Below are 19,342 nucleotides of genomic sequence, written 5' to 3' on the forward strand. Positions count from 1 at the left end.
GAGATTCGGCCCGGAACGAATGTCGGGCGCAACGGTCGGCGGCGCGGGAGGGTGCGGCATGGGACTGCACCATCGTTTCGGGCACGAGGACCTGCTGAGGTGCCGGTTCGCGCTGTCGCCGGCGTGGGAGACGCAGGAGGCGATCCGGACCCTGAGCCGCCCGGACCGGCAGGGCTACCACCTGCCGTGGCTGCGGGGGATCCGGGCCGCCGCCGACGGGCTGGACCTGCGTCCGCTGTGGCTGCTGATGCCGCGCCGGGGGCACAGTACGGACTTCATCAGCCCGCCGCCGAGCCGGCCCGGCGTCTCCTTCGAGGAGGAGGTCGCGGTGATCCGCGCGGCGGATCCGGCCGCGGCGTGCGAGGACATGCGCCGGTCGCTGGCCTGCACGCCGGGCGCTCTCGACAGTGACCTGGGGCGCTACCTGCTCGCTGATCCGGCGCGGGCGGTGCGCGAGCTGGCGGACCTGCTGGAGCGTGCCTGGGCCGTGCTGGTCGAGCCGCACTGGCCGCGGTTGAGGGCCCTGCTGGAGGCGGACATCCTCTTCCACACGCGCCGTCTCGCCGCCGGCGGGCTGGAGGCCCTCTTCGACGGTCTGCACCCCGAACTCGCCTGGGACGCGGCCTCGCTCACCCTGAGCATCGAGCGGCCCGCCCACCACGACCGCGTCCTGGGCGGCCAAGGGCTGCTTCTCATGCCGAGCGCCTTCGTCTGGCCGCAGATCGCGGGCGGCTTCGACCCGCCGTGGCAGCCGACCGTCGTCTACCCGGCCCGTGGCGTGGGCGCCCTGTGGACGCCGGCGGGTGAGGACACCCCGACCGCGCTGGCCCGGCTGCTGGGCCGGGCCCGGGCGGACGTGCTGTGCGCGCTGGACGAACCGGCGTCCACCACGGCCCTGGCCCACCGCCTGGGCCTGGCTCCGTCCACCGTCTCGGCCCACCTGGGGGTCCTGCACGCGGCGGGTCTGCTCATCTCCGCCCGCCGGGGCCACCAGGTGCTCTACGAACGCACCCCGCTGGCCATCGCCCTCACCACGGGGGCCGCCGTGGGCTAGGTCGTGGCCGGTGTCGCACGGCCGAGCCGACGGTCCGTCATGTCACCATATTCCGGTCTTACGGTCTGCCGCCCGACCCTTCGTCCCGAGGAAACCGGATGCCACCCGTCGCTCTCAGGTCGTGTCCCGGGCCACGCCGTCCCCGGCCCGCCGCCGCCGTCCTCGGCCTGCTCCTGCTCCTCGCCGCGGCCTCCGCCTGCACCACGGCGCCGGAGCCCGGACCGCCCCCGCCCGCCGCCGGTCCCGCAGCCCCGGCCGCCGCCGACGGCGGGTCCGCCTTCTGGGTGGACCCCAGCAGCGACGCCGCCCGGCAGGTCGTGGCGTGGGAGGCGAGGGGCCGCTACGACGACGCCCAGGTGCTGCGCCGGATCGCGGACCGGCCGGTGGCCCTGTGGGGACGGCCGGGCGATCCCGGCCCCGGGATCCGCCGGGCCCGGGCGGGCGCGAAGGCCGCCGGGAGGGCCCTGGTGCTGGCCGCGCACAACATCCCGCACCGCGACTGCGGACACCGGCCGGCCGGGGGCGCCGCCGACGCCCGGGCCTACCGCGGCTGGATCGGCGCCTTCGCCGACGCGATCGGCGACGCCAGAGCCCTCGTCGTGCTGGAACCGCACGCCGTCGCGAACGCCGTCGACGGCTGCGTGCGCGACGGGCAGCGCGCCGAGCGCTACCGGCTGCTCTCCGAGGCCGTCGACCGGCTCAAGCGGAACCGCAACACGAAGGTCTATCTGGACGCCGGTGATCCGGCGTGGATCCGCGATCCCGCGGACCTCGTCGGCCCCCTGCGCGAGGCGGGCCTCGACCGCGCCGACGGCTTCGCCCTCAACGTCTCCGGATTCCAGCCGGACGCGGCCGTCCGGGCTTACGGCGCCGAGCTCTCCCGGGCCACCAAGGGCCGGCACTTCGTCATCGACACCGGCCGCAACGGCGCCGGGCCGTTGCCGGGCGACCGCGCCCGGGCCTCCTGCAACCCGCCCGGCCGCGCCCTCGGCACACCGCCGACCGACCGGACCGGCGACCCGCTCGTCGACGCGTACCTGTGGGTGAAGCGGCCCGGCGAGTCCGACGGGACCTGCCGCGGCGGCCCGGCGGCCGGCACCTGGTGGCCCGAACAGGCCCTCGGCCTGGCCCGCCGCGCCCGCGACTGAGCCGCCGCACACGGTTCAGCCGCGGGTGCCGCGGCGCAGTCCGTGGCGTACGGCGCGCTGGCTCAGGGGCCCCAGGCCCTCCAGTACCGCGGCCAGTCCGGCGAGCTGCTCCAGGGCGTCGAACGCGCTGGCGGCGCCCTGCGGGTCGACCGCCTCGTACAGCTCGATGCCGACGAAGGAGGCGGCGGTGGCCCGGGCGAGCCCCCCGGGGTCGGCGAACCCGTCCAGCGGGGTCGCCGCGAGCAGCCGGGTGAGCACGTCCTCCAGCTCCTCGATCCACAGGCCGAGTCCGGCGGCGGTGGCGGCCGCGAGGGCGGGAGAGCTCTGCCCGGCGGCCAGCAGCTGCCCGAGCATGGCGACGTGCCCGGCCTCCCGCTCCTCGGCGTGCATCGCGCGGGCGAACTCGACCAGTTCGGTGAGGCTGCCCAGCCCGGCGAGCCGGTCGCGGTAGCGGTCCACCCGCTGCTCGGCGCCGTACCGGCAGGCGGCGGCGAGCAGTTCGTCGACCGAGCCGAAGTGGTAGAAGATCAGGCCCTGGCCGACTCCGGCGGTGGCCGCGATGGTGCGGGCCGAGGCCTTGGCGATGCCCTGCTCGACGAGCGTGCGCAGGGCTCCTTCGAGGAGCTTGTCCTTGGTGGCCGCGCTCACGTCCGCGCCTCCTCACGGACCGGCCGCAGGTCTGATCGGACCCCGTGCGTGCGGACGTCCACGTACTGCGCGGTGAAGGAGCCCTCGTAGCCGAAGAGCGGTCCGAAGCGGCGGTTGACCACCCGTACCCGGATCCGGAAGCGGCCGGTGGCGTCGTCGAAGGACTCGCGCACCTCGGCGTCGCCGCCGATGAGGTCGGGGACGCGGACGTCGACGGGGCCCTCGCGGAAGCGGTGCTCACCGGAGCGGATGAGCAGCGAACCGTCCGCCTCGGCGCTCATGTGCAGGTCGCTGGCGAGGTGCTGGTGCGTGCCCAGGTAGTCGAGGACGCAGTCGCGTTCGGGGCTGTGGACCATCGTGGCGTCGAACCGGTGCGGCCCGCCGGGCAGCTGGAAGGTCCGTACGAAGGTGACGGTCTCGCGCCCGTAGGAGTCGAGGTACGGGAGGTTCTCGATGACGAAGGGGACGTCGCGGCCCTCGCGCGGCACCAGGATGTTGCGCATCCCGCCGAGTCGGAGGAAGGGCTTCACGAAGCTGCCGCCGTGCCATATCCGTTCCATGGTCCCGCGGCCGATGCAGCCCTCCCCGCTGTCCAGTCCGACCGAGAAGCGGCGCTGGATCTGCGGGTGCAGACGGTCGAAGCCGGCGCCCATGTGGGCCCGGAAGATGGAGGTCATGACGGCTCCAGGGTGCTGAGCAGAGGGGGTGCGGCGACGGGCGTGCGGCCGGGCGGCGTGCGCAGGCAGCGGCGCGCGGCCGGGGTTCCCGGCAGTGGCGGCAGCAGCAGCGCGGCGGCCAGGACGAGCAGGGCCACGGCGGCGGGGGCGTACAGCAGGGCGGCGGCGGACAGCAGGGCGCGCAGGGCGCTCTCGCCGACCGCCCGGGCGAGGGCGAGGCCGGGCGGGGTGCCGCGTTCGCACCACAGCCGCAGCCGGTCGAAGGACCAGGCGGTGGCCCAGCCCATGAGCGGCCGGAAGACGAGCCGGTCGGCCAGGGCCCCGAAGCGGCCCCAGCGGGGCCGGTAGTCGTAGCCGGTGAGGAAGCGGATCCCGGCGCCGGCCGGAACGTAGCGCCAGTACCCGCTGCCCTCGGCGAGCAGCGAGAGCGGATGGTCCGAGGCGAACCGCAGGGCCGACACCCGGGTCCCGTCGGGCCGGCGGCGCTCCCCCGCGGAGACGCCGGTCCCGTCGACGGAGACGAAGGGCAGTACGCGGGTGGCGTACCGGAACCGCTGCGGCTCGCCCTCGGACCGCGGGAGGTAGTGGATGGAGGTGAACCTCAGGTCCCACCGCTGGTGCTGGGCGGGATCCTGACTGCGCTCCCACAGCTCGTCCATCCCGGCCCGGATCACCGTCTCGACGTACAGACCCATGCCCGCCCCCCCCGGTTCCCGCTTTTGAGCGATCGCTCAACCCGGACCCTAGGCGTATTTGAGCGATCGCTCAAGAGTGAGCCCCGTCACACGGGTTGGGTTCCGGGCACGGCTCGGGCGCGGTCCGGGCGCGGTCCGGGCACGCGAAAGCGCCCCCGGCCGGATGGGGCCGGGGGCGCCTGGGGCGTACGGGGGCGGGGGGGTCAGCCCTGCCCGAGGTGGCGTTCCACCGTCTCGACCTTCGAGGTGATGCCGTCGGTGACGCCGGGCCGGATGTCGGCCTTGAGGACGAAGGAGACGCGGGGCGCCCGCTCCTCGACGGCGGCGACCGCGCGCCGGATCACGTCCATGACCTGGTCCCAGTCGCCTTCGACCGTCGTGAACATCGCGTCGGTGCGGTTGGGCAGGCCGGACTCGCGGACCACCCGGACCGCGTCGGCGACGTACTCCCCGACCTCTTCACCCACCCCGAGCGGGGTCACCGAGAACGCGGCGATCACGCCTGGGCCGCCTGACGGGCACGGGCCGCCACCACGCTGTCGGCCTCTTCCCGCTTGAGCAGCTTGTCGCCGTAGAGGCCGCCGAAGGGCAGGACGGCGAGGACGAAGAACAACGCGACCTTCTTGACGGGCCACTTCGCCTTGTTCCACACGTCCAGCAGCAGGACCGCGTAGATGGTGAACAGGATCCCGTGCAGGATTCCCAGCGGCATCATCAGGTAGTCGATGTCCGAGACCCGGCTCAGCAGCGAGCCGAAGATCAGCAGGGCCGGGAACGACAGCGCCTCCGGTACGGAGACCAGGCGCAGGCGGTGCAGGGCGGAGGCGGTCTTGATGTCCACGTGGAACCTTCGGGGTGGAGGCCAGGGTCGCCTCCAGTGTCTCAGCCGCTTTGCGGGATCTTGACCCGGCCCCTCCCGCTCGGAGCGGGCCCGGATCGCACCGTTTTCACGCCCATACCGCCGAGGTGTGGCATATCTCGGCCACGGGCCCTGTTCGGGTCCGCCCGCTGCCGATAACGTCTCCCCGTGGCTCAGTTCCGACTCCAAGGCAGCAAGGTGCTGGCCGTCGACCTGACCGGGGACGCCGTGAAAGCGAAGAACGGCTCCATGGTCGCGTACGACGGGCAGATGGCCTTCAAGAAGATGACCGGCGGCGGCGAAGGCCTCCGCGGCATGGTGACCCGCCGGCTGACCGGCGAACAGATGACGGTGATGGAAGTGCAGGGGCACGGCACCTGCTTCTTCGCCGACCGCGCAAGTGAGATCAATTTGGTCGATCTGCGCGGCGAGAAGCTCTACGTCGAGTCCAGCAACCTGCTGTGCACCGACGCCGGTCTGCGGACCGGCACCACCTTCACCGGGCTGCGCGGAGCGTCGACGGGCAACGGCCTGTTCACCACGACGGTCGAGGGATCGGGCCAGGCGGCGATCGTCTCCGACGGTCCGGCCGTGGTACTGCGCGTGAGCGCCCAGTACCCGCTGTCCGTCGACCCGGGGGCGTACATCGCGCACACCGGCAACCTCCAACAGTCCTTCCAGTCCGGTGTGACCTTCCGCACGCTGATCGGCGAGGGCTCCGGCGAGGCCTTCCAGATCCGCTTCGAGGGCGAGGGCCTGGTCTACGTGCAGCCCAGCGAGCGCAACACCATCGGGGGCGACGTCTGATGCCGTTCCGCGAGATCAACTCGAAGATGGTCGAGGCCCAGGTGGTCCCGGGCCAGAGGATGTTCAGCCAGCGCGGCGCCATGCTCGCGTACCGCGGCGACGTCTCCTTCACCCCCAGCCTGACGGGCGGTCAGGGCGGGGTCATGGGCATGATCGGGCGCCGCGTGGCGAACGAGCAGACCCCGCTGATGACGGTCGAGGGCAGCGGCACGGTGATGTTCGGCCACGGCGGCCACCACATCCAGGTGATCAACCTCACCGGCGAGACCCTCTACGTCGAGGCCGACCGGCTGCTCGCCTTCGACGGCACCCTCCAGCAGGGCACGATGTTCATGGGCTCGCAGGGCGGGGTCATGGGCATGGTCCGCGGCCAGGTGACCGGCCAGGGCCTGTTCACCACCACCCTCAAGGGCCACGGCTCGGTCGCCGTGATGGCCCACGGCGGGGTCATCGAACTCCCCATCACCCCGAACCGGCCGGTCCACGTGGACCCCCAGGCCTACGTGGCCCACCACGGGGACGTCAGGAACAAGCTCTCCACCGCCCTCGGCTGGCGGGACATGGTGGGGCGCGGCTCGGGCGAGGCGTTCCAGCTGGAACTGTCCGGCCAGGGCGCGGTGTACGTACAGGCCTCCGAGGAGAAGCTGTGAACTTTGGCCCCGTGATGGGCGGACCGGGCGGCCCGACGGTCTTCGACCCGTACACGCTGCCGTCCGACGACAACGTGAACGCGTACACCTTCTGCGTGGAGCTCAAGGGGAGCCAGTGGTTCCTGCAGAAGGGCAAGATGATCTCGTACTACGGGCGCATCGAGTTCAACGGCATCGGCAACGGGCGCTTCGACCGCCTGCTGCGCACCAGCTTCCACTCGCCGCTGCACGCCGGCGACTGGGTGGTCGCCGAGGGCCAGGGCAAGATGCTGCTGGCCGACCGCGCCTTCGACGTGAACTCGTACGACCTGGACAACGGCAACCTGACGATCCGCTCGGGCAACCTGCTGGCCTACCAGCCCTCGCTCGCCCTGAAGCAGTCGATCGTCCCGGGATTCCTGACGCTGATCGGGACCGGGAAGTTCGTGGCGGCCTCGAACGGGCCGGTGGTGTTCATGGAGCCGCCGCTGCGCGTGGACCCGCAGGCGCTCGTCGGCTGGGCGGACTGCCCGTCTCCCTGTCACCATTACGATCACGGCTACATGTCCGGCGTGATGGGCGGGCTGCGTTCGCTGGCCGGCATCGGCGGCGCCTCGGGCGAGGAGCACCAGTTCGAGTTCGTGGGAGCCGGCACTGTGCTCCTGCAGTCCTCGGAGATGCTGATGGCGGAGCAGTCGGTCGGCGCGGTGGGCGCCGGGGCGGCCACGGGCAACGCACAGGGCGTGCCTGGTGCCGGCCAGGGACCCCTGGGGCAGATGGGCGTGCCGCGGATGCCGGGACAGCTGGGTGATCTCCAGCGGCGCCTGGGACTGTGACGGCCGGCCGGGACTTTCGACCTTTGTTCGCAATTCAACTTTTTAGGTAGAGTTCATTCATGGAGACCATGGAGACCGAGACGGCCACGCGCTGGCTCACCGACGCGGAGCAGTGCGCCTGGCGCACCCACCTGGACGTCAGCAGGCTGCTCATGCACCAGCTGGAAAAGGATCTCCAGCCCTTCGGACTCACCAACAACGACTACGAGATCCTCGTGAACCTCTCGGAGTCGCAGGACCACCGGATGCGCATGAGCGACCTCGCGACCGCCACCCTGCAGTCCAAGAGCCGGCTGTCGCACCAGATCACGCGCATGGAGACGGCGGGCCTGGTCCGCCGGGTCAACTGCGAGTCCGACCGCCGCGGCCTGTACGCGGTGCTCACCGACGAGGGCATGGACACCATGCGGAAGGTCGCCCCGCACCACGTGGCGTCCGTCCGCCAGCACTTCATCGACCTCCTGCCGCCGGAGGCCCTGGCGGCGCTGCGCGCCTCGCTGACGCCGGTGGCGGAGCACCTGCGCGGCACCCGCGGGAAGGTCTGAGGCTGACGCTCGGCGCGCCCCGCGGGGCGGCAGGCCGGACAATGGGCCGTATCCGCCCGCTGCCAGCCGCGCCGGGCAACCGTGAGCGCCATGGCCGGTCTGAGGAGGTCCCTCCATGAAGCGCACCAGGTACGTCTCTGCGGCCGCGTCCGTCGTCCTGATCGTCGGCGGTCCGGTGGCCGCCGCCGCCGCGGTGTCCTCCGACGCGGCGAGAACCGTCACCGCGGCCCCCGCCCTGCGCGTCGACGTGACGGCGCAGGGGGCTGCCGCGGCCGCCCTGAAGCACTACCCGGGTGTTGTCGAGTCCCTCGACAAGGACGGCTCCGTCTGGCACGTCGACGTGATCAGCAAGGACGGCAAGGGCCACGCCGAGCTGGACGTGTCCGCGAGCGGCGCCGTCACCGAGCAGAACCGGGACACCGACGAGAACGCCGCCGAGAACAAGGCCCTGGTCTCCGCCAAGGTCACCGCCGAGGAGGCGATGAAGGCGGCCCTGGCCGCCCACCCCGGGCAGGTCTGGTCCGTGCAGTGGGAGGACGGCGACGACGGAAAGGCCCCGTACTGGGAGGTCGAGGTCAAATCCTCCGACGGCAAGACCTGGAACGCCCACGTGGACCACGCCACGGGCAAGGTGACCCAGTCCGGCGCGGATGCCGATTCGGACGGCGACGACAACACCAACTGACACCACACCGGGCCGCCCGCCCGGTCGCCCCGGCGGCCGGGCCCGCTCACGGGCGACGGCCGCCGGGGTCCGGCTCAGGACTCCGTCAGGGTCGCCAGCAGGGCGTCGGCCGCCGCGTACGGGTCCATATCGCCCTCGGCGACCCTGGCGGCCAGCGCGCCCAGGTGCGCGTCCCCGTGGAGGTCCGCCATCCGTGCCCGCAGCGCCGTCACGGCGATCGTCTCGACCTCCCGAGCGGCCCGCGCCGCCCGCCGCTCGGCGAGCACCCCGCGCTCGTCCATCCACGCCCGGTGCTTCTCCAGCGCCTCGACGACCTCGTCGATGCCCTGTCCGCGGGCGGCGACGGTCTTCACGATCGGCGGCCGCCAGTCGTTGCGGCCGCGCGCCTCGCCCAGCCCCAGCATGTGGTTCAGCTCCCGGGCGGTCGCGTCCGCGCCGTCCCGGTCGGCCTTGTTGACCACGTACACGTCGCCGATCTCCAGGATGCCCGCCTTCGCGGCCTGGATGCCGTCGCCCATCCCGGGGGCCAGCAGCACCACCGAGGTGTCGGCCTGCGAGGCGATCTCCACCTCCGACTGCCCGACGCCGACCGTCTCGACCAGGACGACGTCGCAGCCGGCCGCGTCCAGCACCCGGATCGCCTGCGGGGCGGCCCACGCGAGGCCGCCCAGGTGGCCGCGGGTGGCCATGGAGCGGATGTAGACCCCCGGGTCCGAGGCGTGGTCCGACATCCGCACCCGGTCGCCGAGCAGCGCACCGCCCGAGAAGGGCGAGGAGGGGTCGACGGCGAGCACGCCGACCCGTTTGCCGGCCTTGCGGTAGGCGGACACCAGCGCCGAGGTCGAGGTCGACTTGCCCACGCCCGGCGAGCCCGTCAGACCCACCACGTACGCCCCGCCCGTCAGCGGGGCCAGCGCGGCCATCACCTCGCGCAGCTGCGGGGACGCCCCCTCGACCAGCGAGATCAGCCGGGCCACCGCTCTCGGCCGGCCCTCCCGCGCCTGGGCCACCAGCTGGGGGACGTCCACCGCCGTCATCTGTGCTGCGCTCCTCGGTTCTTCGTACGGGATGCGTGAGGGCCGACAGGCCCGGGAGGGCGGGCCCGCGAGGGCCCGGAGATCGGGGCCGCCGCGGACCCGGTCCGGGTCCGCGGCGGCCTCCCGTGCCTACTTCGCGACGCGGACGATCAGCGCGTCACCCTGGCCGCCGCCACCGCACAGCGCGGCCGCGCCGACCCCGCCACCGCGGCGCTTCAGCTCCAGCGCCAGGTGCAGCACCACACGGGCGCCGGACATGCCGATCGGGTGGCCCAGGGCGATGGCGCCGCCGTTGACGTTCACCTTTTCCGGGGTCACGCCCAGATCCTTCATTGACTGCACCGCGACCGCGGCGAAGGCCTCGTTGATCTCGATGAGGTCCAGGTCGGAGACCTCCAGGCCCTCCTTCTTCAGGGCGTGCAGGATCGCGTTGGACGGCTGCGACTGGAGGGAGTTGTCCGGGCCGGCCACATTGCCGTGGGCGCCGATCTCGGCGATCCACTCCAGGCCGAGCTCCTGCGCCTTCGCCTTGCTCATCACGACCACGGCGGCCGCGCCGTCGCTGATCTGCGAGGAGGTGCCTGCGGTGATCGTGCCGTCCTTGGCGAAGGCGGGACGCAGCTTGCCGAGCGACTCCACCGTGGTCTCGGGGCGGATGCCCTCGTCGGTGGAGAAGACCACCGGGTCGCCCTTGCGCTGCGGGATCTCGACCGGGGTGATCTCGGCCTCGAAGACGCCGTTCTTCTGGGCGGCCGCGGCGCGCTGGTGGGAGGTCGCGGCGAACTCGTCCTGCGGAGCGCGCTCGATGCCGAGGCGGGTGTTGTGCTTCTCGGTGGACTCGCCCATCGCGATGTTCTCGAAGGCGTCCGTGAGGCCGTCGTAGGCCATCGCGTCCAGCATCTCGATCGCGCCGTACTTGTAGCCCTCGCGGGACTTGGGCAGCAGGTGCGGGGCGTTGGTCATCGACTCCTGGCCGCCCGCGACCACGATGTCGAACTCACCGGCGCGGATCAGCTGGTCGGCCAGCGCGATCGCGTCCAGGCCCGAGAGGCACACCTTGTTGATGGTCAGGGCGGGGACGTTCATCGGGATGCCGGCCTTGACCGCCGCCTGGCGGGCGGGGATCTGGCCCGCGCCGGCCTGGAGCACCTGGCCCATGATCACGTACTGGACCTGGTCGCCGGAGATCCCGGCCCGCTCCAGCGCGGACTTGATGGCGAAGCCGCCGAGGTCGGCGCCCGAGAAGGACTTCAGCGAGCCGAGCAGCCGCCCCATGGGCGTGCGGGCCCCGGCGACGATCACGGAAGTGGTGTTGTTCGATCCGGACATGAGGCACAGCCCCTTGGATGAGGAGTGAACGAGGGTTTACGTGAATGTACTGGGCGGTACCGCAGCGGTCACCGGGCTGCCGGTGTGATCGCGCGCACGTTGCGTGACGCCCCCCTTCGGCGGTGCACTGTCCCCATGCTGACAAGAATCGACCACATCGGGATCGCCTGCTTCGACCTGGACAAGACTGTCGAGTTCTACCGTGCCACGTACGGCTTCGAGGTGTTCCACACCGAGGTCAACGAGGAGCAGGGCGTTCGCGAGGCCATGTTGAAGATCAACGAAACCTCCGACGGCGGGGCCTCCTACATCCAGCTCCTGGAGCCCACCCGCGAGGACTCCGCGGTGGGCAAGTGGCTCGCCAAGAACGGCGAGGGCGTGCACCACATCGCCTTCGGCACCGAGGACGTCCACGGCGACTCCGAGGCCATCCGCGGCAAGGGCGTCCGCGTCCTGTACGACCAGCCCCGCACCGGTTCCATGGGGTCCTCGATCACGTTCCTGCACCCCAAGGACTGCCACGGAGTCCTGACCGAACTGGTCACGTCAAACCCTGACCACTGATGCCCCGATTCCCCGGCCGGTAGAGTGGCCATGGCTCGGCCGGGGTTCGGTGCGGAGAGGGTCGGGGCCTGTGACCCCTGCCCCGGTATCTGACACCATTCCCCCGGGGGCGTCGTTCAGCGGGCGAGCGATGCTCATTGGGAGTGAGCTTGCGACCAGGGGACGGATGGGACCGCGCTGTGCGGGGCTACGAAAGCCAGGAGAGCCATCAGGCCGAGGCCGACCATCTCTCGCGCTTCGAGGCCGAGATGGAGCGGCTGAAGAAGGAACGCGGGAAGGCCGTCCAGCACGCTGAAGACCTGGGTTACCAGGTCGAGGTGCTGCGCGCCAAGCTCCACGAGGTGCGCCGGGCCTTGGCGTCCCGTCCTGCCTACGACGGCGCGGACATGGGCTACCAGGCGGAGCAGCTGCTCCGCAATGCCCAGATCCAGGCCGACCAGATGCGCTCCGACGCCGAGCGCGAGCTGCGCGACGCCCGGGCGCAGACCCAGCGCATCCTCCAGGAGCACGCCGAGCACCAGGCGCGCCTGCAGGCCGAGCTGCACAGCGAGGCCGTCAACCGCCGCCAGCGGCTGGACCAGGAGCTCAACGAGCGCCGCCAGACCGTCGAGGCGCACGTCAACGAGAACGTGGCCTGGGCGGAGCAGCTGCGCGCCCGTACGGAGGCCCAGGCGCGCCGCCTCATGGAGGAGTCCCGCGCCGAGGCCGAGCAGTCGCTGAACGCGGCCCGCGCCGAGGCCGCCCGGGTCGCCGAGGAGACCCGGCGCCGGATGGCGGCCGACGCGGAGGCCGCCCGCGCGGAGGCCGAGTCCACGCTGCTGCGCGCCCGCAAGGAGGCCGAGCGACTGCTCACGGCCGCCTCCGCGCAGGCGCAGGAGGCCACCCAGCACGCCGAGCGGCTGCGCTCCACCACCTCCGCCGAGGCCGAGCAGACCCGGCAGCAGACCCTGAACCTCGGTCGGGTCGCCGAATCCCGCATGCAGGAGGCCGAGTCCGCGCTGCGCGAGGCCCGCGCCGAGGCCGAGAAGGTCCTCGCGGAGGCCAAGGAGAGCGCGTCGCGCCAGCTCGCGTCGGCGGAGTCCGTCAACGAGCAGCGCACCCGCACCGCCAAAGAGCAGGTCGCCCGGCTGGTCGGCGAGGCCACCAAGGAGGCCGAACTCCTCAAGGCCGAGGCCGAGCAGGCCCTGGCCGACGCCCGCGCGGACGCCGAGCGGGTACGCGCCGAGGCCGGCGACAGCGCCCGTACGGCCGCCGCCGAGGACATGGCGGCGCAGCTGGCGAAGGCCGCCCGCACGGCTGAGGACGTACTGAACAAGGCCTCGGAGGATGCCCGGGCCACCACCCGGGCCGCGTCCGAGGAGGCCGAGCGGATCCGCCGCGAGGCCGAGGCCGAGGCCGAGCGGCTGCGCCTCCAGGCCGCGGCGACCGCCGACGAGCTCAAGGGCGCCGCGAAGGACGACACCGAGGAGTACCGGGCCCGCACGGTCGAACTCCAGGAGGAGGCCCGCCGGCTGCGCGGCGAGGCCGAGCAGCTGCGCGCGGAGGCCGTCGCCGAGGGCGAGCGGATCCGCGGCGAGGCCCGCCGCGAGGCGGTCCAGCAGATCGAGGAGGCGGCCAAGACCGCCGAGGAACTGCTCGGCAAGGCCAAGGCGGACGCGGACGAGCTGCGCTCCGGGGCGACCGCCGAGAGCGAGCGGGTCCGCGCCGAGGCCGTCGAGCGGGCCGGAACCCTGCGCAAGCAGGCCGAGGAGACCCTGGAGCGGACCCGCGCCGAGGCCGAGCGGCTGCGCGGCGAGGCCGAGGAGCAGGCCGAGTCGGTCCGCGCCGAGGCGGACGCGGCGGCCCTCGCACGGCGCGAGGAGACCGAGCAGGCGCTGGCCGCGAAGCGGGCGGAGGCCGACGAGGAACTCGTACGGCTGCACACGGAGGCCGAGACCCGGCTGACCACGGCCGAGCAGACGCTGCGTGACGCCCGTACGGCGGCGGAGAACATCCGCCGCGAAACGAGCGAGGAGAACGACCGGCTGCGTGCCGAGGCGGCGGAACGCATCCGCACGCTGCAGACGCAGTCCGAGGCGGAGGCCGACCAGCTGCGCACGGAGGCGGCGCAGGACGCCGGCCGGGTGCGCGCCGAGGCCGAGCAGGTGGCCGTACGGCTGCGTGGCGAGGCCGAGGCCGAGGCCGAGCGCGTGCGCTCCGAGGCCCAGGAGACCGCGGACCGGCTGCGCTCCGAGGCCAAGGCGGCGGCCGAGCGGGTCGCCGAGGAGGCCGCCGAGGCCCTGGCCGCCGCCCAGGAGGAGGCCGCCCGGCGCCGCCGGGAGGCCGAGGAGACCCTGGCGTCGGCCCGGACCGACGCCGACCAGGAGCGGGCGCAGGCCCGCGAGCAGAGCGAGGAGCTGCTGGCCGCGGCCCGCCGCCGCTCGGAGGAGGCGCAGGCCGAGGCGGCCCGCCTGACCGAGGAGGCCGAACGCCGCGCGTCCGAGCTGGTGTCGGCGGCCGAGGCCACCGCCCAGCAGGTGCGCGACGCCGTGGCCGGCCTGCACGAGCAGGCCGAGGAGGAGATCTCCGGGCTGCGCAGCGCCGCCGAGCACGTGGCGGAACGTACGAGGACGGAGGCCGAGGAAGAGGCCGCCCGGGTCCGGGCCGACGCCTACGAGGAGCGGGAGCGGGCCACCGAGGACGCCAACCGCATCCGCACCGAGGCGCGCGCGGAGACGGACGCGGCGAAGGCCCTGGCGGAGCGGACCGTCGGCGAGGCGATCGCCGAGGCGGAACAACTGCGCACCGACACCGCCGAGTACGCGCAGCGGGTGCGTACCGAGGCCACGGACGCACTGGCCGCGTCCGAGCGGGACGCCGCCCGTACCCGGGCCGACGCCCGCGACGACGCGAACCGCATCCGCGGCGAGGCGGCGGAGTCCCTGGAGGCCGCGCGCGCCGAGGGCGCCCGGATCACGGCCGAGGCCGCGGCGGAGGCCGAGCGGCTCACCGAGGAGACCCTCGCGGCGAACGCGGCCGCGGTCGCCGACGCCGAGCGGGAGGCCGAGCGGATCACCACCGAGGCGGCGGAGGCCGCCGAGGCCGCCCGCACCGAGGCGGCGGCCACGCTGGACGAGGCCCGGGCCGAGGGCAACCGGCTGCGTACCGAGGCCGCGGAGCAGGTCGACCGGCTCATCACCGAGGCCTCGGCGGAGGCGGACCGCCTCATCGAGGAGACCCGCACCGCGAACGCGGCCACCGTGGGCGAGGCGGCGGCGGAGGCCGAGCGCCTCACCACCCAGGCGGCGCGGCTGAAGTCCCAGGCGGCCGAGACCCTGGCGAGCGCCGAGCGGGACGCGGCGAAGATCATGGTCGACTCGCGTGCCGAGGGCGACCGGCTCATCGACGAGACCCGTGTGGCCAACGCGGCCACGGTCGGCGAGGCCGCGGCGGAGGCCGAGCGGCTGCGCGCCGACGCGGCCCGGGTGCTGGACGACGCCCGCGCGGAGGGCGGCCGGATCATCGGCGAGGCCACCGCGGAGGCGGACCGCGTCACGGTCGCGGCCAACGAGACCCTGGCCGGGGCCGAGCGCGACGCCGAGCAGACGCTGGACGAGGCGCGCGCCGAGGCGAACCGGCTGCGCACCGAGGCGGCCGAGCAGGCGGACCGGCTCATCACGGAGGCGGCGTCCGAGGCCGACAAGCTCATCGAGCAGACCCGCAAGGACAACGAGCGCACGGTCGGCGAGGCGGCGTCCGAGGCCGAGCGGCTGCGCGCCGACGCCTCGGAGGCGCTGTCCTCGGCGCAGGAGCACGCGACCCGCACCCGGTCGGAGGCCGAGCGGATCAGGTCGGAGGCCGCCACCGCGGCGGAGCGCATCCGCGCGGAGGCCCGTACGGAGTCCGAGCGACTGCTGGACGAGGCCCGCGAGGAGGCGAACAAGCGCCGCAGCGAAGCCGCGGAGCAGGTCGACCGGCTCATCACGGAGGCGGCGTCCGAGGCCGACAAGCTCACCGCGGACGCGCAGCAGCAGGCCCTCGCCGCCACCACGGCGGCCGAGGAGCAGGCCGACGCGATGGTCGACGCGGCCCGCAAGGAGGCGGCGCGGATCACCTCGGAGGCGACCGTCGAGGGCAACTCCCTGGTGGAGAAGGCCCGTACGGACGCCAACGAGCTGCTGGTCGGCGCGCGTACGGACGCCGCCGCCATAAGGGAACGGGCGGAGGAGCTGCGCGGCCGCGTCGAGGGCGAGGTCGAGGAGCTGCACGAGCGGGCCCGCCGGGAGTCGGCCGAGCAGATGAAGTCGGCCGGCGAGCGCGTGGACAAGCTGGTGCGCGCGGCGACCGAGCAGAGCGTCGAGGCCGAAGCGAAGGCCAAGGAGCTGCTGTCGGACGCGAGCAGCGAGGCGAGCAAGGTGCGCATCGCGGCGGTCCGCAAGGCGGAGGCGCTGCTCAAGGAGGCCGAGCAGAAGAAGGCCGAGGTGACCCGGCAGGCCGAGAAGGCGCTGGCGGAGGCCCAGGCGGAGGCCGAGCGCCTCGTCGAGGAGGGCCGTCGTGAGCTGGAGGTCCTGGTCCGCAGGCGGCAGGACATTCAGGGGGAGATCTCCCGTGTCCAGGACGTTCTTGAGGCGTTGGAATCATTCGAGGCGCCTTCGGGCGGCGGAAAGTCCGCGGTCGGCGGCCAGGGAGCGGGGGGCACCAAGGCCGGAGTGACAGCGGGATCCACTCGTTCGGGTGGTAAGTCGTCGGAGGGCTAGCCAAGTGGCCGGGGATGTGTGCACCTGATGAAGGTTCAGGCGAACGGGTGACAAGCAATCCGCCGCCTTGCCACTCAAAAGGGGTCTCATTGTCCAGATCAAACGCGGATTGACTCGATGACACGCCGTCTGGGCGCCTAGGATTCCCCTTAACACCTCACGTAGCACCTCATCGGTCTCATTCGACAGGAACCCCATGAGCGACACTTCCTCCCCCTTCGGCTTCGAGCTCGTGCGGCGTGGTTATGACCGCGGTCAGGTGGACGACCGCATTACCAAGCTGGTCTCCGACCGCGACAGCGCCCTTGGACGTATCAACTCTCTGGAAAAGCGGATCGAGGAACTGCACCTCGAGACGCAGAACGCCCAGGCCCAGGTGAACGACGCCGAGCCGTCGTACGCGGGTCTCGGCGCCCGGGTCGAGAAGATCCTGCGGCTGGCCGAGGAAGAGGCGAAGGACCTGCGCGAGGAGGCCCGTCGCGCGGCCGAGCAGCACCGTGAGCTCGCCGAGTCGGCCGCCCAGCAGGTGCGCAACGACGCCGAGTCGTTCGCGGCCGACCGCAAGTCGAAGGCGGAGGACGAGGGCGTCCGCATCGTCGAGAAGGCCAAGGGCGACGCCTCCACCCTGCGCGCCGAGGCCCAGAAGGACGCGGCCTCCAAGCGCGAGGAGGCCGACGCGCTGTTCGAGGAGACCCGCGCCAAGGCCGCCCAGGCCGCCGCGGACTTCGAGACCAACCTGGCCAAGCGCCGCGAGCAGTCGGAGCGCGACCTGGCCTCCCGTCAGGCGAAGGCCGAGAAGCGCCTCGCGGAGATCGAGCACCGCGCCGAGCAGCTGCGCCTGGAGGCTGAGAAGCTGCGTACGGACGCCGAGCGCCGGGCCCGCCAGACCGTGGAGACCGCGCAGCGCCAGGCCGAGGACATCGTGGCCGACGCGAACGCCAAGGCGGACCGCATCCGCAGCGAGTCGGAGCGCGAGCTGGCGGCGCTCACCAACCGCCGCGACTCGATCAACGCGCAGCTGACCAACGTCCGCGAGATGCTGGCGACGCTCACCGGTGCGGCCGTCGCGGCGGCCAGCCCGATCGTGGACGACGAGCCGGTCACCCGCGGCGTCCCCGCGCAGCAGAGCCGCTAGACCACGGGCATTACTCGCTGGTAGCGGCAAGAGTCTGATCGAGGGCCCTCCGTCACTCTTTTGAGGTGGCGTAGGGCCCTCGGGCGCTCTGGCGTGGCCGCATGATCGAGCTCGAGGGCCTCACGAAACGATTCGGCGCCAAGACCGCCGTGAACGACCTCAGCTTCCAGGTCAGACCGGGGATGGTGACCGGCTTCCTCGGCCCCAACGGGGCGGGCAGGTCGACGACCATGCGCATGATGCTGGACCTGGACAATCCGACCAGCGGTGCGGTCCGGATCTACGGGAAGCGCTACCGGGACCTCCAGGAACCGCTCAAGCACGTCGGTGCGCTGCTGGACGCCAAGGCCATGCACGGCGGCCGCAGCGCGTACGACAACCTCCTCTGCCCGGCCCGGTCGAACCGCATCCCGGAGCGCCGGGTGGGCGAGGTGCTGGACCTGGTCGGGCTGACGCCCGTGGCCAGGAAGAAGTCCAAAGGATTTTCGCTGGGCATGGGCCAACGGCTGGGAATCGCCGCCGCATTGCTGGGTGATCCGCAGATCCTCATGTTCGACGAACCCGTCAATGGTCTGGATCCCGAGGGAATTCCGTGGATCCGCAATCTGATGAAGGGCCTGGCGGCAGAGGGGCGCACGATCTTCGTGTCCTCGCATCTGATGAGCGAAATGACCCTGACCGCAGACCATTTGATCGCCATCGGACAGGGAAGACTACTGGCCGATACCTCTATGGCTGATTTCATTCACCAGAACTCCCGCAGTTACGTCCGCATGCGCTCGCCGCAGCAGGAGCGGCTCAAGGACGTCCTGCACGAGGCCGGGATCAACGCCGTCAGCGTTCCCGCCACCGGCACGCTGGAGATCGACGGGGCCGGCGCGGAGCAGCTCGGCGAGCTGGCCGCCCAGCACCAGATCGTGCTGCACGAACTCAGCCCGCAGCGGGCTTCACTGGAGGAAGCGTTCATGCGCATGACGGCGGACTCCGTGGAGTACCACTCCCACGCACCGGGCGCGCCCCGCACGGCCGCCGACAACCCGGCCCGGCCTGCCGACGTCCCCGCCTGGGGCGCCGCCTTCGACTCGGCACGCAAGGGCGGGCAGTGACCATGGCCTTCACCGCCGTCCTCACCTCCGAGTGGACCAAGCTCCGCACCGTCGCCTCCACCAGCTGGACGCTCGCGCCGGCCCTGATCGTCACCGCCGGCTTCGGCGCCCTGATCTCCGACGCCGTCGCGGCGGCCTTCGACGACATGAGCCAGATCGAACAGGCCACCTTCGACCCGACCCTGGTGAGCTTCGCCGGGATGGAGTTCGGCCAGCTTGCGATGATCGTCTTCGGCGTCCTGGTGGTCAGCACCGAATACAGCACCGGCATGATCCGCACCTCGCTGGCCGCCGTGCCCGCCCGCGGGGGCTTCCTGTTGGGCAAGCTGACCGTCGCCACGGCGCTGGCGCTGCTGGTCGGACTGCTGACCAGCTTCGTGTCGTTCTTCCTCAGCCAGGCGATCCTGGGCGACCACGGCACCGGTCTCGACGGGGAGAACGTCCTGCGCGCGGTGGTCGGTGCCGACGTGTACATGGCACTCCTCGCCCTGTTCTCCATGGGCGTCGCCTCCATGCTGCGCAGTTCGGTCGCCTCGATCAGCACCTGATCCCGTTCTTCCTGATCGTCACGAACCTCCTGAACGCCTTCGAGGCGACCCGCGCATACGGCCAGTACCTGCCCACCTCGGCAGGGTCGAAGATCATGCAGGTCGTGTCGAACGCCACGGGCAGCACGGAGTCCCCGTACGGGCCGTGGGGCGAGCTCGGGATCATGCTCCTGTGGGTGGCCGCGTCGGTCCTCGGGGGCTACCTCGTCCTCAGGAAGAGGGACGCCTGACGCCCGGTCCCCTCCGGAAGGACTACGGGTCATGCCAGGGTCGGCATCGGGGACGGGTCAGGGATCCGGCCCGG

Annotated in this window: 18 protein-coding genes and 1 pseudogene; 12 read left to right on the forward strand and 7 right to left on the reverse strand. The window is 72.6% G+C overall.

All coding sequences use genetic code 11. The features are described from left to right. The first annotated feature begins 58 nt into the window (after positions 1 to 58). Positions 59 to 1,054, forward strand: coding sequence for an ArsR/SmtB family transcription factor (locus ACZ3X1_RS12030; RefSeq protein ID WP_467278988.1), 996 nt, complete (start codon positions 59 to 61; stop codon positions 1,052 to 1,054). A gap of 98 nt (positions 1,055 to 1,152) precedes the next feature. Further along, entirely contained in the window at positions 1,153 to 2,202 is a 1,050-nt protein-coding gene (locus ACZ3X1_RS12035; protein ID WP_467278990.1) for a glycoside hydrolase family 6 protein, read from the forward strand. A gap of 15 nt (positions 2,203 to 2,217) precedes the next feature. Here the strand turns inward: ACZ3X1_RS12035 and ACZ3X1_RS12040 are convergent, their stop codons facing one another. From ACZ3X1_RS12040 to ACZ3X1_RS12060, 5 genes are all read right to left on the reverse strand, one after another. Beyond that, positions 2,218 to 2,850, reverse strand: coding sequence for a TetR/AcrR family transcriptional regulator (locus ACZ3X1_RS12040; RefSeq protein ID WP_467278992.1), 633 nt, complete (start codon positions 2,848 to 2,850; stop codon positions 2,218 to 2,220). After that, positions 2,847 to 3,527, reverse strand: coding sequence for a DUF4166 domain-containing protein (locus ACZ3X1_RS12045; RefSeq protein ID WP_356810621.1), 681 nt, complete (start codon positions 3,525 to 3,527; stop codon positions 2,847 to 2,849). Before ACZ3X1_RS12045 ends, ACZ3X1_RS12040 begins: the two co-directional genes overlap by 4 nt. Next, positions 3,524 to 4,222 (reverse strand): hypothetical protein, encoded by a 699-nt coding sequence (locus tag ACZ3X1_RS12050; protein WP_467278995.1) that lies wholly within the window; start codon positions 4,220 to 4,222, stop codon positions 3,524 to 3,526. The genes ACZ3X1_RS12045 and ACZ3X1_RS12050 overlap by 4 nt, the downstream gene beginning before the upstream one ends. A gap of 203 nt (positions 4,223 to 4,425) precedes the next feature. Then, a complete protein-coding gene (locus ACZ3X1_RS12055) occupies positions 4,426 to 4,722 on the reverse strand; it encodes an MTH1187 family thiamine-binding protein (protein WP_356810619.1) in 297 nt (98 codons plus the stop codon). Continuing rightward, the gene (locus ACZ3X1_RS12060; protein ID WP_356810618.1) at positions 4,719 to 5,063 is read right to left on the reverse strand and encodes a DUF3817 domain-containing protein; all 345 of its coding nucleotides are present in this window, start codon (positions 5,061 to 5,063) and stop codon (positions 4,719 to 4,721) included. Before ACZ3X1_RS12060 ends, ACZ3X1_RS12055 begins: the two co-directional genes overlap by 4 nt. Positions 5,064 to 5,249: 186 nt before the next feature. Between ACZ3X1_RS12060 and ACZ3X1_RS12065 the strand changes: the two genes are divergently transcribed. From ACZ3X1_RS12065 to ACZ3X1_RS12085, 5 genes are all read left to right on the forward strand, one after another. Further along, positions 5,250 to 5,888, forward strand: coding sequence for an AIM24 family protein (locus tag ACZ3X1_RS12065; protein WP_356810617.1), 639 nt, complete (start codon positions 5,250 to 5,252; stop codon positions 5,886 to 5,888). After that, entirely contained in the window at positions 5,888 to 6,538 is a 651-nt protein-coding gene (locus ACZ3X1_RS12070) for an AIM24 family protein (RefSeq protein WP_030768970.1), read from the forward strand. The genes ACZ3X1_RS12065 and ACZ3X1_RS12070 overlap by 1 nt, the downstream gene beginning before the upstream one ends. Before the next feature lie 14 nt (positions 6,539 to 6,552). After that, the gene (locus ACZ3X1_RS12075) at positions 6,553 to 7,353 is read left to right on the forward strand and encodes an AIM24 family protein (RefSeq protein ID WP_356810698.1); all 801 of its coding nucleotides are present in this window, start codon (positions 6,553 to 6,555) and stop codon (positions 7,351 to 7,353) included. A gap of 68 nt (positions 7,354 to 7,421) precedes the next feature. Then, positions 7,422 to 7,898 carry a MarR family winged helix-turn-helix transcriptional regulator gene (locus ACZ3X1_RS12080; protein ID WP_356810697.1) on the forward strand — a complete coding sequence of 159 codons (477 nt, stop codon included), beginning with the start codon at positions 7,422 to 7,424 and terminating at the stop codon, positions 7,896 to 7,898. Positions 7,899 to 8,013: 115 nt separating this feature from the next. Then, the gene (locus tag ACZ3X1_RS12085; RefSeq protein ID WP_467279000.1) at positions 8,014 to 8,583 is read left to right on the forward strand and encodes a PepSY domain-containing protein; all 570 of its coding nucleotides are present in this window, start codon (positions 8,014 to 8,016) and stop codon (positions 8,581 to 8,583) included. 74 nt (positions 8,584 to 8,657) lie between these two features. On the opposite strand, the gene meaB is transcribed toward ACZ3X1_RS12085, so the two are convergent. Both meaB and ACZ3X1_RS12095 read right to left on the reverse strand, forming a co-directional pair. Then, positions 8,658 to 9,620, reverse strand: a complete 963-nt coding sequence (gene meaB, locus ACZ3X1_RS12090) for a methylmalonyl Co-A mutase-associated GTPase MeaB (RefSeq protein WP_356810614.1) — start codon at positions 9,618 to 9,620, stop codon at positions 8,658 to 8,660. A gap of 129 nt (positions 9,621 to 9,749) precedes the next feature. Then, positions 9,750 to 10,949: an acetyl-CoA C-acetyltransferase gene (locus ACZ3X1_RS12095; RefSeq protein WP_356815990.1), complete on the reverse strand. Its 1,200-nt coding sequence runs from the start codon at positions 10,947 to 10,949 to the stop codon at positions 9,750 to 9,752. Between the two features lie 135 nt (positions 10,950 to 11,084). Between ACZ3X1_RS12095 and mce the strand changes: the two genes are divergently transcribed. The 5 genes and pseudogenes from mce to ACZ3X1_RS12120 all read left to right on the forward strand — a co-directional run bounded on the left by mce (position 11,085) and on the right by ACZ3X1_RS12120 (position 19,268). Continuing rightward, complete coding sequence (gene mce / locus ACZ3X1_RS12100; protein WP_030030807.1) at positions 11,085 to 11,513, forward strand: methylmalonyl-CoA epimerase; 429 nt, start codon at positions 11,085 to 11,087, stop codon at positions 11,511 to 11,513. Between the two features lie 179 nt (positions 11,514 to 11,692). Beyond that, on the forward strand, positions 11,693 to 16,249 hold the full coding sequence (scy, locus tag ACZ3X1_RS12105) for a polarized growth protein Scy (RefSeq protein WP_467279004.1): 4,557 nt from the start codon (positions 11,693 to 11,695) through the stop codon (positions 16,247 to 16,249). Between the two features lie 196 nt (positions 16,250 to 16,445). After that, positions 16,446 to 17,384, forward strand: a complete 939-nt coding sequence (locus ACZ3X1_RS12110; protein WP_356815651.1) for a coiled-coil domain-containing protein — start codon at positions 16,446 to 16,448, stop codon at positions 17,382 to 17,384. Between the two features lie 101 nt (positions 17,385 to 17,485). Beyond that, positions 17,486 to 18,490: an ATP-binding cassette domain-containing protein gene (locus tag ACZ3X1_RS12115; RefSeq protein ID WP_467279006.1), complete on the forward strand. Its 1,005-nt coding sequence runs from the start codon at positions 17,486 to 17,488 to the stop codon at positions 18,488 to 18,490. Between the two features lie 2 nt (positions 18,491 to 18,492). Further along, positions 18,493 to 19,268 (forward strand): annotated as a pseudogene (locus ACZ3X1_RS12120) (ABC transporter permease). Positions 19,269 to 19,342: the final 74 nt, after the last annotated feature.

It is taken from the genome of Streptomyces sp. NPDC023541 (assembly GCF_055559995.1).